Source organism: Corynebacterium sp. KPL2680 (genome assembly GCF_040225675.1).
Taxonomy (GTDB): Bacteria; Actinomycetota; Actinomycetes; order Mycobacteriales; family Mycobacteriaceae; genus Corynebacterium; species Corynebacterium rhinophilum.
Genome location: NZ_JBEHFM010000002.1, coordinates 58,802 through 74,586, shown reverse-complemented (window position 1 = coordinate 74,586; position 15,785 = coordinate 58,802). Strand labels below are relative to the sequence as shown.

The window sequence follows — 15,785 nt, the reverse complement described above, 5'->3', positions numbered from 1 at the left end:
GGACTACAGTTTACTGTTCCATCACCTGTAATGCGGACACATTTCGCTCCATGTGCCACTGCAGGTGCGCCCGCGCTAGCCGATGCCCCTCCTGCCGCTGCGCATTCGTCGGATTCGTCGGGTAGCCATGTGCCAAAAGCCACAAATGGTGGAGGGTTTCCGGATCCACCTCTGCAGCACCTGGCGGCCGGCATTCGTGGCAGGCGGCGCCGCCGACGGCCGGGTGAAAGGCGTGGTGCGGGCCGGGGCGCTGGCACTGGGCGCAATCAAAAAGGCTCGGCGCCCATCCGGCATGCGCCATGGCCTGCAATAAGAACGCATCAAGCGTTTGCGTCGGCTCCTCGGTTTGCAATTGCTCGAGCGTAGCTACGACTGCGTTGTAGAGGTACGGGTCGCCGTCGCCATCCGCGTAGATGAGCCGCTCCGCCGATTCCAAGACCGCGCAGGCGGCCGTATAGCGCTCGTAGTCTTCAATGAGGCGCGCGCCAAAATAATTTACCGTATCCGCCTGGGAAATCGTGGCCAGGTTCTTTCCCACGTACAACTGTACGTCCAGATTGACGAATAGCTGCAGCCGCGATCCAAAACGGGACTTTGCTCGGCGCACGCCCTTGGCCACCGCACGCACCAACCCATGGTTTTGGGTAAGAAGTACGATTACGCGGTCGGCTTCCCCAAAATCATAGGAGCGAATGACCACGGCGCGGTCGCGATAATTTTCGCGCATGGCCTTTTAAAACCCAAGCCTGCCCAGCGACTTGGCGTCTGATTGCCAATTCTTCAGCACCTTGATGCGCAGGTCCAGGTAAACGTTCTGTCCCAATAGCTCCATGATTTCCTTGCGGGCATTGCCCACGATGCGGCGGAAACGCAGACCATCTTTACCTTCGATGATGCGCTTTTGCCCCTGGCGCTCCAAGTACATGATGGCGTGAATGTCCAGCACTCCCTCACGCGTGCGCGAGGGCAGCATTTCATCGATCTGCACCGCAACCGAGTGTGGCAGCTCCGCCTTCAGGCCAGATAGTGCGGCCTCACGGATAAGTTCTTCAATGCGCTTTTCTTGCCGCTCATCCGTGATGTGATCATCCGGATAGAACTTCGGGCCCTCCGGCAAGTGCTCCACGATGACCTGCACCAAGTCATCCAACTGCACGCCCTTTTTACTAGACACCGGAATCACCACAGCCTCCGGATCCTCTTGCGACAAGAGCTCGTGCAAGGCCAAAAGCTGCGCACCCACCTGGTCCTTGGAGGCTTTATCCAGCTTGGTCACGATGCCGATGATGGGGGTCTTCGGCGCAATCGAGCGCACATTGTCCAAGATCCACCGGTCACCCGGACCAATCTTTTCATCTGCCGGAATGGTCAATCCGATGACATCCACATCCGCATACGTTTCTTTGACCACTTCATTAAGCCGCTCGCCCAACAAGGTGCGGGGGCGGTGCAGACCCGGTGTATCCACCACGACGACCTGTGCATCCTCGCGGTGAACCAGACCGCGGATGGTGTGGCGGGTCGTTTCCGGCTGGTCCGCGGTAATGGCAATCTTTTGGCCCACCAGCGCGTTAGTCAGCGTGGATTTACCCGTATTCGGGCGGCCCACAAAGGATACGAATCCAGAGTGGAATCCTTCTGGGGTATCCGTGTACTGCGAATAATCTAACGGAGCTGCCTTCTCCCCGGCGGCTTCCGGAGCTGCATCATCGGGGTCATCTGGCAGGCCCTCGAATGCCGCATCAAACTGTGCATCAATATCAGAACTCATTACCTGCAATGATAGCCCACAGCACCAAAATCTCCGATTGTTTCACGCACTAACAAATCTGCAGGCTAAGCTAAGACCGTTCTCTCCTCCTCGGTGTATTTCTCACCGCTTCCTGAAAGGCACTCCGCCATGCCAACCAAGTCTCCCCTACTGCTCCTGGGCGCTCTTCTCACCATTTCCCTTAGTGCCTGTTCATCCCCTGTTGCTGGTACTTCGCCTTCCGAAGAGGAATCCACCAGTACTTCTTCCAGTTCAGCATCCAGCTCATCGAGTGCGTCCTCTTCGAGCAGCGTTGCACAATCCACCACGCAAGAGCCGACCTCCGAAACCCCAGCAGAACCAGAAACCCAAGTAGCAACTGAGAAGTCAGGCGCACAACCGCAAGCGGCCGCGACGGAGCCTGAGCTGCTGTACTGCGAAATCGGCCTTGGCGCATTCGGGAGATTTTCTGATGGCTCTTCGCACCAAACCGAACTGTGCAATACCCCTGCACTCCAGCGTTCCGTACGCGCGGAAGGAGTATGCGGTGGCCTTAATGGGCACTTGCTTTATCCAGACGAATGGCCAGAGCTTTGCAACGGCGGCGCTCCATATTCGGGACCGCCGCAGGGTGGAGCGTCACCAGAATTCTATGACGAAGGTTCTCTCGCGGGAACGCCCTTGGAAACACAAGGGGAAGGCCTTTAGAGCGGAGCCCCGAAACTGTACCGCGCCGTTCTTTTCGCAGATGCTATAGGTCCACTGCAATAACTGAGCATATTCGCGCCTGAAATGTAGCAAATCGCGCTCAGATATACCTGAGGACGTTGACCTTTTGATGTTCCTATCAGGTCAACACCAGCCCGAAGGCCCCGCGCCCTCAAAATAAACGAGGGTGCGGGGCCTTCAGGAGCTAATAGCCGTGAGTCTATTTCTTGAATTCATCCGGCAGTGGGCCAAGCTGCGGTCCGTCCGGGTAGTACTTCCAGCCGTCCTTGATACGAACATCATCGGACCATGGCAGTTTGTACTCGCCCTTGGCAAGGTCTTCGACCCAGGTGAGGTAGTTTTCGGTCTTTCCGCCTGGGTAACCGACATAGCCGCGGTTGCCCAGGTTGAAGATGTTGTTTTCTAGGCCCCAGTTGATGCGCGCCTTATCAGCCAACGCTGGGAATACCTCTGCGGTGACGATTTCGCCCGGGTTGCGGTGACCCTCAGAAATCATGTGGCCATCGTAGTTGCAGACATTTCCTTCACCGAAGTAGTAAAAGACCTGGTCATAGCCCGCCAAGTTCACCGATGCCGTATACATCAGGTTCTGGAAGGCATTGGTCTTATTGGTCATGATCCACTGGTCTTGGGTCTGAGTGGAATAACCCGAGATGCGGATGTAGACATTGGCACCCTTATACGCCGCTTCGCGGGCGAGCTCTGGGAACATGCCATCGTGGCAGATATTGACTGCAAGCTTGGAGCCCTTGGGGCCATCGCACACCGGCATGCCCAGGTCACCTGGGTACCACGGCTCGATGGGGGTCCATGGCTGCAGCTTACGGTAGTGCAGTGCAATCTCACCGTCGGAGTTGATGATAATCGCCGTGTTGAACGGGGGTTTTCCTTCCTCATGGTTGGGTTCCATGATGGAGAAGACGCCCCAGACGTCGTTATCCTTACAAGCCTGCTTGTACTGGTCCACCTTGGGGTCATCGAGCCCAATGAGGAATTCATCGTAGGACCAAATCTTGGTGTTCAGTCCCGAAGAGGAATACTCCGGAAAGACGATGAGATCCAAGTCTGGGTAGCCCGCCTTGGTCGAGGCCACCATGCGGCAGATTTCATCGACGTTTGCTTGAACGTCTTCTGGGGTATTGACTACGGGAACTGGGTACTGGATGAGGGCCATCAACAGGCCGTCGGGGGATGCGCTGATGCTTCCGGTGCTGGACAAGACGGGACTCCAATCGCGTCGTTGATTAAGTTACACCTATCACTCTATATGACGAACCTCACGTATTCACCTGAAAAGCGACGTGCTTGTCTCAAATTACAGACCGCATCCCTCTTGGGGCAGCCTTAGAGCTCCTCCGCCTGGAATTGCATGCTTGGGTGAGCAAAAGCATCCTGGGCCTGAATGAGCTGCAGCTCGGTGGATTCCGCTTCATACGTCGTACGCAGAAGCTCGTAGACAGAAGATGCGGTGCGGCGCAGCGCCTCTTTAACGTCATGGGTTTCAACGTAGTGGCCAGTAAACAGCGCCGCGGTCACGTCACCAGAGCCGTTGCGCTTAACCGGCAACAGCGGGGTCGAGAGCAAGAAAGCACGCTCACCATCAACGGCCAGCATCTCGATCTGATCCGCAGGGGTTTCCGGGCGCTTTACGGAGGTAACCAATACCGTCTTCGGACCCATTTCCTGCGCCTTCTTCACCGCCGCCAAGGTCTCGTCCAAGGTGCTGACCTCGGTATCGGTCAGATAGCCCAGCTCAAATTGGTTCGGGGTGATGATATCGGCCACGGGCACCACGCGGTCACGCAGCAGTGGCGGAATGTCATCGGAAACGAAGCAACCCGACTTCGCATTGCCCATCACGGGGTCGCAAGCATAGAGCGCCTTGGGGTTGACGGCCTTGATGCGGCGAACGGTGTCCACGATGGCATCGGCAATGTCGGAGCCGCCTTGGTAGCCGGAAAGGATGGCGTCGATATTTTCAAAAGCACCGCGCTTTTCGATGCCATCGATGATCGACGTGACATCACTAGCCGGAATCATCGGTCCGCCCCAGTCACCGTATCCGGTGTGGTTGGAGAAGTTCACCGTGTGCACGGGCCACACTTCGTGGCCGGCGCGCTGGAGGGGAAATACGGCCGCGGAATTTCCCACGTGGCCGTAGGTGACATGAGACTGGATGGAAAGGATAGTCATAGCTATCCATTGTGCTACTGCCGGTGCACAGAGACAAAGGAAGGGGCGAAATTATTCGTGGGGTTCCTCGTCCTTTGGCTCCCCGATGGCCGGAATACCGCCACCGGGCACCTGTTCATCGAGGCGGGCTCGCTCGGCAGCATCAGGAAAGGCCTTCGGGCCCGAGGGCTTTGGCTGGTAGCTCTTCCCGCGTGCGGTGAGGTCATCGTACCAATCCGCCAGCAGCTCATTCTGCCGGGCAAACATTTCCTTTTCCTCCGCCGCGGTGGCGTGATCGTAGCCCAGCAAGTGCAGGCAGCCGTGCACCGTCAAAAGCGCGAGCTCGTGCCCGAGCGAATGCCCGGCGGCATCGGCCTGGCGGAGGGCAAACTCGGGGCACAATACGATATCGCCAAGCATGGCAGGTCCCGGATCGGCGGCATCGGGGCGCCCGCCACCAGAAGTGGCGCCGGGGGTGAGCTCATCCATGGGAAAACTCATCACATCGGTAGGGCCTTCCAAGTCCATCCAACGGATGTGCAGATCCTCGATGGATTTCAGGTCCACGCAGGTAATGGTGCATTCCGCATCGGGGTTGATATCCATGGCGCCGAAGGCATAGGAGGCGACATCGATCAGCATCTCCTCGTTGACGCCATCAAAACCCGACTCATTGAGAAATTCGATACTCACTTATTCCCCTTCGTATTCCGCAGCCTTTTTATTATCAAAGGAATCATAAGCATCCACGATGCGGCCCACCAGCTGGTGACGCACCACGTCTTGGGCGCTGAGATCCGCAAAGTGGATATCATCCACGTTATTGAGGATCCGCCGCACGATACGCAGACCGGAAATCTGGCCGCGCGGGAGATCCACCTGGGAGATATCGCCGGTGACCACGATGGTGGAACCAAAGCCCAGGCGGGTCAAAAACATCTTCATTTGCGCCGGCGTGGTGTTTTGCGCCTCATCAAGGATGACAAATGCATCATTGAGCGTGCGCCCGCGCATATACGCCAGCGGGGCGACCTCGATGATGCCGGCATCCATAAGCTTGGGGATCATCTCTGGATCGAGCATGTCTCGCAGCGCGTCATAAAGCGGGCGCAGATACGGGTCAATCTTGTCATTGAGCGTACCCGGCAAAAAGCCCAGGTTTTCGCCCGCCTCAACCGCCGGACGGGTAAGAATAATGCGCGAGACCTGCTTATTTTGCAGGGCCTGCACGGCCTTCGCCACCGCCAGATAGGTCTTTCCTGAACCGGCCGGGCCAATGCCAAAGACCACCGTATTATTGTCGATGGCCTGCACATATTCGGATTGCCCCACCGTCTTGGGACGGATCGACTTGCCTCGGCGCTTGACGATGTCCGCCGCCATCGCCGCCGCTACCGACTGCGGCGCCTCCACGGCCACCATGTCCATGGTGTGCTTTACCGTATCGGTGGATACGGCATGGCCGCGCCTGGCGATGGCCTCGAGCTCGTCGAGGATCTTCGCCGCGCGGGCTACCTCGTAATCGGGGCCGGTGACGGTGACAATATTGCCCCGGGCAAAAAGGTCCGCATCGAGGCGGTCATTGAGCACGCGGAGGTTATCGTCCGCGCTGCCCAATACGCTGCTGACATACGCGGAATCGATCTCACATTTCTTGGTGATGATAGGCACGTCTAATAGGCTACCAGCGCTCAGTCCGCATGCCGATAGCCGCCAAAGCCACCATCGCCGCGCTGGCGGTGCGCAAAACCTCTGGGCCCAATTTGATGGGAACGGCCCCGGCCTCGCACAGTGTTGTCAGCTCTTTTTCCCCGATGCCGCCCTCGGGGCCGACCAAGAGGAAGACCTCGCCGCGCAGGTCCACCTCGCGGATGGATTCGGTGGCTTCCTCGTGCAGGACTAGCACGCTCGCGGATTCTGCGCGCTCTGCCAGTTCCGCAACCAGTTGGCGGGTGGTCAGCGGACCGCGAACCTGCGGGATGCGGTCTCGCCGGGATTGCTTTGCGGCTGCTTCAGCGGCGGCCTGCCATTTGGCGACGGCCTTCGGAGCCTTCTTCCCATCCCACTTAGCCACGCAGCGATCCGCCTGCCAGGCGATGATCTCATCCGCCCCAGCTTGGGTAGCCAGGTCAACGGCCAGCTCAGCGCGCTCGGATTTAGGGATCGCCTGCACCACCGTTACCCGCGGATTTGGCTCGGGGATGTGGGTAACGGACTCGACGGTGCCGGCTAAGCGGTCCTTGCCAGAGGTCTCGGTGACGGAGAGGGTGAGGCGGATACCGGTGCCATCGATAAGCGCTAGCTTCTCCCCCTGTTGCATCCGCTTGACCGTCACGGCATGGCGCGCCTCGGGCCCCGACAGCGTGATGCTGTCTCCGGCCTCGGCGGCGGAGAGATCCGGGTGAATGAAGACGGGCAGCGACATTAGCGGCGGAACTTATCGCGCAGGCGGGTAAAGAAGGAGTCTTCCTGCCCGTCGCTGGCGGTGCGCACGCGAGCGCCCTCATCGCGGGTATTGCGGATCTTTTCCAGCGCCTCGCGGCTCTTGCGGTCCAAGTCCTTGGGAACGACCACGTCCACGTGGGCAAAAAGGCTACCGTAACCGTCGGTGCGCAGGCGTGGCATGCCCGCGCCTTCGACCTTGATGGACTCGCCTGGCTGGGTGCCCGGCTCGATATCGATGGTGAGCTCTTCGCCATTGAGCTGATCGATGGTGAAGTTGGTGCCCAACGCAGCATCGATCATCGGCACGTGCACGGTGACGTTCAGGTCATCTGCATTGCGCTGGAAGACCTCGTGTTCCTGGGTGTGCACCTCCACGTAAAGGTCACCTGCAGGGCCACCGCCGTGGCCGACCTCGCCCTGGGAAGCCATGCGGATGCGCATGCCATCGTTGATGCCCGCCGGGATGGACACCGTAAGGTCGCGGCGCTTTTTCACGCGGCCATCGCCGGCGCACTGGTTGCAGGGATCCTCAATGATCTCGCCAAAGCCCTGGCACTTCGGGCACGGGCGGGTGGTCATCACGTTGCCCAAGAAGCTGCGCTGCATCTCCTGGATTTCACCCATGCCGTTGCAATTATCGCAGGTGACGGGCTTGGACTTGGAGTTTGAGCCGGTGCCACCGCAGGAATCACACAGCACCGCGGTATCGACGGTGACCTTCTTCTTCAGGCCCGTATAGGCCTCTTCCAGGGTAATCCGAGTGCGCAGGAGGGCGTCGTTGCCGGGCTGCACGCGCGACTTAGGCCCACGGGATCCGCCGCCGGCGCCACCGCCGAAGAACTCGGCGAAGATATCGCCCAAGCCACCGCCGCCGAAGCCGCTAAATCCGCCGGCACCGGCGCCAGCGCCACCGCCGCCTTGCTCCATGGGATCGCCGCCCATATCGACGATCTGGCGCTTTTGCGGATCCAGCAAAACTTCTTGGGCAACCGAAGCCTCGCGAAATTTCTCCGCCGCTGCCTCATCATCCGGGTTCACATCCGGATGATACTTGCGGGCCAGTTTGCGGTACGCCTTCTTAATTTCCTGGTCCGTTGCGTCCTTATCAACACCTAGGATGCCGTAATAGTCACGAGCCACTGTTAGAGATATTCCTTACTCGATCGTTTTGTTGGTATTACCTTGCAAAAATTTATGTAGCGACCGGCTAGTCTACTCGCACTACTCGCCGGCCAAAATTTCACTCACGTATTGTGCAACAGCAGAGACCTTAGAGATTGTTCCCGAATAGTCCATAAACGTCGGTCCCACCACACCAAGGCCGCCAAGCGTCGCCGCCTGTCCCCCGGTTCCAAAGCCATATCCGGCGGCAACGACGGAGGCATCGCGCAGTTGATCCTCTTCGTTTTCGTCCCCGATCACCACGGATACATTGCCCAGGTCCGGTACGCGCGCCAGCAATTTCAACACGACGACCTGTTCTTCCAAAGCCTCGATAATTTTGGGCAGCCCCTCCGGAAATTCGCGCGCGACGCGGGTGAGATTCGAGGTCCCCGCCATAATCAAGCGATCAGAAGGCTGTTCCACCAAGGTTTCAATGAGCGTGGTCGCCACTTTGAGCACGTGGTGGCGGATATCTAGAGGGGCGTCATCGACGAGGTGGGCGAGCTCCACGGAGGCATCAGTAAGCGTCTTGCCCACTAGCGCATTATTGACGATGTCCCGCAGGCGATACGTCTGGTCTTGGTCAATGACCTCATCTAGTTCCACGTTGCGCTGATCCACGCGGCCATTATCCGTAATCAGCACCAGCAGCACCCGCACCGGAGATAGCGTGACGACCTCGCAGTGCTTAACGCGCGAGATCTTCAAATTGGGCAGCTGCACCACGGCCGCCTGCTCAGTGACCTGAGCCAACAGCTGCACGGAGCGGCGCAGCACATCTTCGAGGTCTACCCCGCCTTCCAAGAAGCTCAGCATCGCTTTGCGCTCTGGGGTAGAAAGCGGCTTGACCTCGTGCAGAGAATCAACGAACTGCCGGTACCCCTGCTGCGTGGGAACGCGCCCGGAACTAGCATGCTGCTGCGAAATCAGCCCCTGCGATTCCAGCACGGCCATATCATTGCGGATGGTCGCGGAAGAAACGCCCAGACGATAGCGCTCTACCAGCGTTTTGGAGCCCACGGGTTCCTGGGAGGCAATGTAATCCGCAACGATGGCCCGCAGGACCTCCTTGCGGCGGGCATCAGTTGAGGTGGACACTTCTCAGCGCTCCTATTCTCTGCGGGTTAGTTTAAGTCGATGTACCGGCGTCTCTCTATAAATACAGCGTAAATCCAGTGCCAATCTTAAAAGTCTAACAAGAATAAGCCCGAATAAGGGGTTTTGGTGGTTCAGGGGCACATATAAGGAATTTCTGACGGCGGCTAGGACTCTTCGGCGATGAGGAGATCGGAGACGATGCCATCGGCAAGCAGGCGCCCGCGCTTGGTCACGCGCACGCGCTGGCCGGCGCGCTCGAGCAGGCCGCGGTCGATGAAGCCCTCCAACGCAGGGGCTGCGTGGGCATCGAGCCAGGATTCTGGGATGCCCTCGCGCAGGCGCAGGCCGAGCATCACCTTTTCCATGTGGCGATCTGCCTCCGTTAGGGTTTCACTGTCTTTGATGGCCAGCTCACCGTTTCCTATCGTTTGGATATAGCGATTGGGGTGCTTGACGTTATAAAAACGCTCGTCGCCTAGGTGGGAGTGCGCACCGGGACCTGCGCCCCACCAGTTGCCGTCCACCCAGTAAATGCGATTGTGCTCGCATTCGCCGCCGGGCAGCGACCAATTGGAGACCTCGTACCACTCGAAGCTGGCGTCTTCGAGGGTGGAAGAAATCATTTCGTAGCGCCGGGCCAGCACGTCTTCATCGGGGGCGGGAAGCAGACCCTTATTGACCTTGCGGGCCATGCGCGTGCCGTCTTCTACGATGAGCGAGTACGCGCTGACGTGGTCGACGCCGGTCTCGAGTACGCGGTCCAAGGTCCCGCGGACGTTATCGTCGGTTTCGGTGGGCGTGCCGTAAATCATGTCGAGGTTGACGTGCTGGAAGCCGGCCGCACGGGCCTCGCGCGCGGCGGCGAAAGCGCGTCCCGGGGTGTGGGCGCGCTCGAGCACCTGGAGCACGCTGTGCGAGGCGGACTGCATGCCGAGGCTGATGCGGTTAAAGCCGGCATCGGCAAGCGCGGCAAAGTACTCCGGCGAGGTGGACTCCGGGTTGGACTCGGTGGTGACCTCGGCGTCTGGGCTAAGCCCAAAGGTAGAGCGCACCGTATCCAGAATGCGGCTCAGGCCCTGACCCCCCAGGAGCGAGGGCGTGCCGCCGCCGATGAAGACCGTATCCGCGGTGCGCCCCACGCGGCCCGCCGCCATCTCCAGCTCCTTGTCCAAGGCATCGAGGTAAGGGCCGGTGAGATCGCGCGGGCTGCCCAACTCGCCGGGGGTATAAGTATTGAAATCGCAATAGCCGCAGCGGGTGGCGCAAAAGGGAACGTGGATATACAGCCCGAATGGTTCAGTCATGAATCAAACCCTAATAGGCAGGGAACAAAATGGCCGAAATGGGTGTTAAACATGTAGTATATTGCCAACTTCCCGCGTATAGAAAGGTACCTTCAGTGGAGCCTCCCAGTCGATGTCCCCGCCACCTTATAGGCGGTGGGGAGTAACTCATGTTATCGGCTATTTTGATGATCCTGGCAGGCTTTGTGGTCATCGGCATCATCATCGTCGCGAACGCTTACTTCGTGGCGCAAGAGTTTTCATTCATGTCTGTGGACCGCACCCAATTGCGGTCCATGGCCGCTGAAGGTGATAAATCCGCCCAGCGCGCACTCGACATCACCAAGCGCACCTCCTTCATGCTTTCCGGTGCGCAGCTCGGCATTACCATTACCGGCCTGCTCATTGGTTATGTGGCAGAGCCCCTAGTGGGCCAGGGCCTTGGCGTGCTGCTCGGCGGCGTAGGCATTCCCACCGGCGTATCCGTGGCTATCGGCACCATCGCGGCGCTGTTTATTTCCACCATCGCCACGATGCTCTTTGCGGAGCTTTTCCCTAAGAACTATACCATCGCCGCGCCCATGAAAACGGCGCTGCGCTTGGCCGCGTCCACGCAGTGGTATCTGCGCATTTTCGGCTGGCTCATCCGCTTTTTCGAGTACTCTTCCAACGCGATTTTGAAGCTATTTCGCATCGAGCCGGTAGAAGACGTCGATTCTTCCGCAACAGCCGATGACCTCGAATCCATCGTCGATTCCTCGCACGAAACCGGCGTTTTGGATGAGGATACTTATATGGTCTTGGACCGTTTGCTCGACTTTCCAGAGCACGACGTCGAGCACGCCATGATCCCCCGCTCCCGCGTGGACGTGATCGACCCAGGCACCACCTTGGGCGAGGTGCGCGAATTGATGTCTGAAAACCACACGCGCTACCCCGTCATCGATGATGAGCACAATCCCATCGGCGTGGTGCATCTTTTCGATGTCTTGGGCTCCGATCTCCCCGCCGCCACTAGCGCTACTGCCATCATGCGCGAGCCCTTGGTAGTTCCGGAGCTTATGCCGCTTCCCGATGTCGTCGATGAATTGCGCGGCGAGGAACAAAAGCTGGCCTGCGTCATCGATGAGTACGGCGGATTTGTCGGCATCGTCACCATGGAGGACTTGGCCGAAGAGATCTTGGGCGATGTCACCGATGAGCACGATATCGAGGAAACCGAAGAAATCACCGAGCAGGACGAATCCCACTGGCTGGTGGATGGCGATACGCCGCTGGATGAAATCGAGCGCGCCATTGGCCACGATCTTCCGGAGGGCGATTTTGAAACCATCGCCGGCCTGCTCATCGCACATGCCGGCGCCCTGCCAGAGGTAGGCGAGGTCCACACCATCGACCTAGAGGCCGAGCCGGACGACTGGGTGGATCAGGACGAAGCACCGACTCGCTCCATTCGCATGCGCGTGGATGACGTAGACCGCCACGTGCCATCCTCCCTGGCCATCGAGCTTATTGAGGACTACGTTCATGACAGCGACGAAGAAGAGGAGGAGGCATAATGACCGATACGTGGTGGTTCAACCTCATCGTCACGCTGCTCATTATTGCGGCTTCCGGCTTCTTCGTGGTCATCGAGTTTTCCCTCATGGGCTCGCGCCGCAACCGGCTTGAAGAAAACGCGGAATCCTCTCGTACTGCCCGCGCCGGCCTGCGCTCGCTCAATGAGCTCACCATCATGCTGGCGGGCGCGCAATTGGGCATTACCGCCGCCACCTTCGTGCTCGGTGCCGTGACCAAGCCCTGGGTCCATCACCTTTTGATGGCCCCGCTGGAGGCCCTTGGCCTGCCGCTGGGCATTGCCGATGTCGCCAGCTTCATCCTCGCCCTGTTCATCGTCACCTTCCTGCACTTGGTGCTGGGTGAAATGGCACCCAAGTCTTGGGCCATTGCGCACCCAGAATCCGCCCTGCAGGTCATTGCCATCCCCGCCCGCGGATTCGTGTGGGTCTTCCGCCCGCTGTTGAAGTGGATTAACACGATGGCCAATAAATTGGTGGCCATGACGGGTGAGAGACCGGTCGATCGCGCCGGTGCTGCCGGCTACGATGCCGAGACGCTGCGCACCTTGGTCGAGCACTCCCGCGAGACCGGCGCGCTTGACGATAATTCCGCCAATCAGATTTCCGATGTCATCGAGCTCGAGAACTCCACGGTAGGCGCCATGGCGCGCGCCCACGGCTCAGAGGTAGTGCCGCTGCCTTCCGATGCCACGGTGGAACAGCTCCAAGAGCTCGTCCTGCGCAAAAACATTATGCGCGTGCTCGTCTTCCCCAAGGATTCCCGCGTGCCCCGCGTGGTGCACGTGCGCGATACCCTCTTGGCCAATCCCGATACCCCAGTCCTCGAGTTTTCCCGCGACCCGATTTCCGTCTCTTCTGCTACCACCGCGCAAAAGACTCTCGATCACATGCGCTCCCGCAATGAGCAGCTCGTGGTCGTAGGCAAAGCGGACAAAGACAAGGCCGTGTGGATCCTTACCTGGGATGACATCATGGGCCAGCTGTGGCCGCAGATTACCGAGCAGCTGGACAAGGTCACCCCTCCCCCTGCGGTATAGCGTCCTCACCGAAACCAACCAGTCCCGTTGGTTTCGGCACCTAATAGTTTTATAAACAAAATTCAAAAGATAAACAAGCGTACACAAGCGCGGTGTTTTACACTTGGGCTATGACCCACCGGAAGAATCCGTTTACCGCCACGCTTGGAGCCACGCCTCCCTACCTAGCTGGCCGTAAAGACTCCATTGAGGAGTTCGCTTATGCCTTGGACGATGGCCCCGGATCCCATGAACGTATTTCTCTCGTCGTGGGTCCACGCGGTATCGGCAAGACGGTGTTGCTCAATGCTTTCGAAGACACCGCGTCAGATCGCGGTTGGCGCATCCTTAATGACACGGCATCTGCCGGTTTTGCAGAGCGGCTCCGAGCTGAAATTATTAATACCCTTCAACTCAACCGCACAGCGCTAAAAGGTTTCAACCTGCACCTTTTTCAATTAGGCATCGGGATGGAATGGGATCCAAGGACATTATCCGCGGAATCTTATCCCTTAAGAAGGGCTTTAAAAGACCTTCTCCATGCGCAGCGCGAACTCGACCGGATTTCCCACGGCGAGCCCACCGGGGTGCTCATTACGTTGGATGAAATGCACCACCAGCGCAGTGATGAGGTCATCGATTTTGGCGCTACCATCCAGCACCTCGTGCGAGAAGGGGAAAATATTGCTGTAGTCATGGCAGGGATCCCTTCCTCGATTAAACCGCTTTTAGCCAGCCAGGATGACTCTAATCCTGTCACTTTTCTCCGCCGTGCGAACCGTATTGAATTGGACCGAGTGGCGGATACGGACGTCCGGAAGGCACTCAAGGCTCCCGTAGAAGAAACAGAGGTTAATTGGGACAAGGACGCGCTGAATTCTGCCGTATCCGCTTGCCAGGGATACCCCTTTATGATTCAGCTCGTCGGCCTATGGGCTTTCCGCCACCGAACAGACAATACGATTTCGGTGGACGCTGCGCAGGAAGGCATTTCCAAAGCACGACGAAAGCTAGGGCAGCTAGTCCATGAGCCCGCCCTAGCGGAGCTTTCCCCCATCGATCGGACATTCCTGCTCCATATGGCGCAAGACAATGGCCCCTCATCCATGAGTGATATCACGGCCCGCCTAGGAAAAAGCTCGCAATATGCATCCAATTACCGCCGCCGCTTGCTTGACTCGGAATTAATCGAGATACCAGCCAGTGGCCAAGTAGACTTTGCCCTGCCCTACCTTCGAGATTATTTGCGCGAGCATGCCGCTAGCTTGGTAATCGATTCGTACTAATCGAGCTCAGTCGCGCAACCCACCCATAGCGCGGGTGTGGATAACTTAAGCTCGTGGCGCCACTCGAGCACCACGGTTCACACTTAGTGAAGATTCAACGAGAACTCCACAGCCTCGCGCGCATTCGGGTAGCAGGCATCGTGCGCCTCATATGTGCTCGGGGTCATGAGCAAAGCACTAACTAATATTCCTTCCATCCGGCACAACCATCCCACCTTCGGCCGCGACCTCGATAACGGCACCTACCTCAAGCTCGCACCCCGCATCGCGGTACACCGCGACCATTACCACGGTTTGAGCCTATCCTCCCAGCTGCGCCTGCGCGCCATCGCCGCCGCCCGCAGCGCTTATACCGCGGTGCTCATCTCTAAGTCCGCCGCCCGCGTCCACGGGCTATGGGTGCTTGCCTCCGCGGAAGAAAAGGTGGAAATGGCCCTTCCCCATAACTCTTTGCCAAATAAGGACCGGCGCCATCCAGAACGCATGTACCGCAAAACGAAATTACCCGAACCGATGCTGGTGCATGGCTCCCGCACCGTTTCGCCAGCCCGAGCTGTGATCGATATCGCCCGATTCCACGGTTTTCGCGAAGGCCTCATTGCCGCCGACTCTGCCTTGCGGGCAGGGATAACGAAGAAGAAACTCAGGCAGGAGTTCGCGCGGATGGGCAGGGTGCGCAATAGCGCGGTCGTCCGGGACGTGATCCACCACAGCTGCGCCGCCTCCCCGTCTCCCCTTGCTTCCTTTGCCCGCGCCCTGCTCATCCAGGCGGATTTTCCGTGGCCAATGTTTTTCGAGGTTCAGTACACTGCCCTTCCCGGCATTACCGCGGAGTTGTGTATCAATAAGACCTACATCATCGACATCACTGAACCGAACGATGACCATACGGCCGGGGCTTCTTCCACAGCGGTCGGGAGGCCAGACGACGCCGCGGCCACCACGATGCCAACGAAGCCGCGGGACCAAACCGGCCAATCCCGCGAAAAGCGCCTGCACGATGCGGGTTTTACCGTCATACGATTTTCCCCGCGGCAGTTAGTACAGCACCCGGGACGCTTCATCTCTGAGGTCACTGCCACTATCTCTGCGCGCCAGAACGCGGTACGCACCCAGCGATCCTGCCACTAAGTTATTGCCGGTGCCGCCCGAGCTATCAACAGATTCGCGGAATGGTCATTTACAAATGAAACGGCCACCGAGAGAGGGAATCTCGGTGGCCGCTAAAATCCCCTTGCTTTAAGCAAGGAAGTCTAAAGGAT

15 protein-coding genes are annotated in these 15,785 nt (G+C 58.7%); 4 read left to right on the top strand and 11 right to left on the bottom strand.

What is annotated here, in order from left to right:
- Positions 1-10: 10 nt before the first annotated feature.
- The 11 genes from recO to hemW form a co-directional block, all read right to left on the bottom strand.
- Positions 11-727, bottom strand: coding sequence for a DNA repair protein RecO (recO, locus tag ABRP66_RS01685; RefSeq protein ID WP_284770277.1), 717 nt, complete (start codon positions 725-727; stop codon positions 11-13).
- Positions 728-733: 6 nt separating this feature from the next.
- Positions 734-1,771, bottom strand: a complete 1,038-nt coding sequence (gene era, locus ABRP66_RS01680) for a GTPase Era (protein WP_284850045.1) — start codon at positions 1,769-1,771, stop codon at positions 734-736.
- A gap of 65 nt (positions 1,772-1,836) precedes the next feature.
- Positions 1,837-2,079: a hypothetical protein gene (locus ABRP66_RS01675; protein WP_284770275.1), complete on the bottom strand. Its 243-nt coding sequence runs from the start codon at positions 2,077-2,079 to the stop codon at positions 1,837-1,839.
- Positions 2,080-2,678: 599 nt separating this feature from the next.
- Complete coding sequence (locus ABRP66_RS01670; RefSeq protein WP_005284191.1) at positions 2,679-3,698, bottom strand: formamidase; 1,020 nt, start codon at positions 3,696-3,698, stop codon at positions 2,679-2,681.
- A 125-nt stretch (positions 3,699-3,823) separates the two neighbouring features.
- Positions 3,824-4,672 (bottom strand): pyridoxal kinase PdxY, encoded by an 849-nt coding sequence (gene pdxY, locus ABRP66_RS01665; RefSeq protein WP_284850047.1) that lies wholly within the window; start codon positions 4,670-4,672, stop codon positions 3,824-3,826.
- Positions 4,673-4,723: 51 nt separating this feature from the next.
- A complete protein-coding gene (ybeY, locus tag ABRP66_RS01660; RefSeq protein ID WP_284796387.1) occupies positions 4,724-5,344 on the bottom strand; it encodes an rRNA maturation RNase YbeY in 621 nt (206 codons plus the stop codon).
- A complete protein-coding gene (locus tag ABRP66_RS01655) occupies positions 5,345-6,322 on the bottom strand; it encodes a PhoH family protein (RefSeq protein WP_284770271.1) in 978 nt (325 codons plus the stop codon).
- Positions 6,323-6,332: 10 nt separating this feature from the next.
- Positions 6,333-7,076 (bottom strand): 16S rRNA (uracil(1498)-N(3))-methyltransferase, encoded by a 744-nt coding sequence (locus ABRP66_RS01650; protein WP_284819278.1) that lies wholly within the window; start codon positions 7,074-7,076, stop codon positions 6,333-6,335.
- Positions 7,076-8,236, bottom strand: coding sequence for a molecular chaperone DnaJ (gene dnaJ / locus ABRP66_RS01645; protein WP_023023431.1), 1,161 nt, complete (start codon positions 8,234-8,236; stop codon positions 7,076-7,078). Before dnaJ ends, ABRP66_RS01650 begins: the two co-directional genes overlap by 1 nt.
- An 81-nt stretch (positions 8,237-8,317) precedes the next feature.
- The gene (gene hrcA, locus ABRP66_RS01640) at positions 8,318-9,358 is read right to left on the bottom strand and encodes a heat-inducible transcriptional repressor HrcA (protein ID WP_284850048.1); all 1,041 of its coding nucleotides are present in this window, start codon (positions 9,356-9,358) and stop codon (positions 8,318-8,320) included.
- A 164-nt stretch (positions 9,359-9,522) separates the two neighbouring features.
- The gene (gene hemW, locus ABRP66_RS01635; protein WP_284851399.1) at positions 9,523-10,662 is read right to left on the bottom strand and encodes a radical SAM family heme chaperone HemW; all 1,140 of its coding nucleotides are present in this window, start codon (positions 10,660-10,662) and stop codon (positions 9,523-9,525) included.
- 149 nt (positions 10,663-10,811) lie between these two features.
- Here hemW and ABRP66_RS01630 point away from each other — a divergent pair, with 149 nt between their 5' ends.
- The 4 genes from ABRP66_RS01630 to ABRP66_RS01615 all read left to right on the top strand — a co-directional run bounded on the left by ABRP66_RS01630 (position 10,812) and on the right by ABRP66_RS01615 (position 15,654).
- Positions 10,812-12,200, top strand: a complete 1,389-nt coding sequence (locus tag ABRP66_RS01630; RefSeq protein WP_284782343.1) for a hemolysin family protein — start codon at positions 10,812-10,814, stop codon at positions 12,198-12,200.
- Positions 12,200-13,258 (top strand): CNNM domain-containing protein, encoded by a 1,059-nt coding sequence (locus tag ABRP66_RS01625; protein ID WP_284851397.1) that lies wholly within the window; start codon positions 12,200-12,202, stop codon positions 13,256-13,258. The genes ABRP66_RS01630 and ABRP66_RS01625 overlap by 1 nt, the downstream gene beginning before the upstream one ends.
- 110 nt (positions 13,259-13,368) lie before the next feature.
- Positions 13,369-14,523 carry an ATP-binding protein gene (locus ABRP66_RS01620; RefSeq protein ID WP_284782340.1) on the top strand — a complete coding sequence of 385 codons (1,155 nt, stop codon included), beginning with the start codon at positions 13,369-13,371 and terminating at the stop codon, positions 14,521-14,523.
- 165 nt (positions 14,524-14,688) lie between these two features.
- Positions 14,689-15,654, top strand: a complete 966-nt coding sequence (locus tag ABRP66_RS01615) for a hypothetical protein (RefSeq protein ID WP_284782339.1) — start codon at positions 14,689-14,691, stop codon at positions 15,652-15,654.
- Positions 15,655-15,785 lie beyond the last annotated feature (131 nt).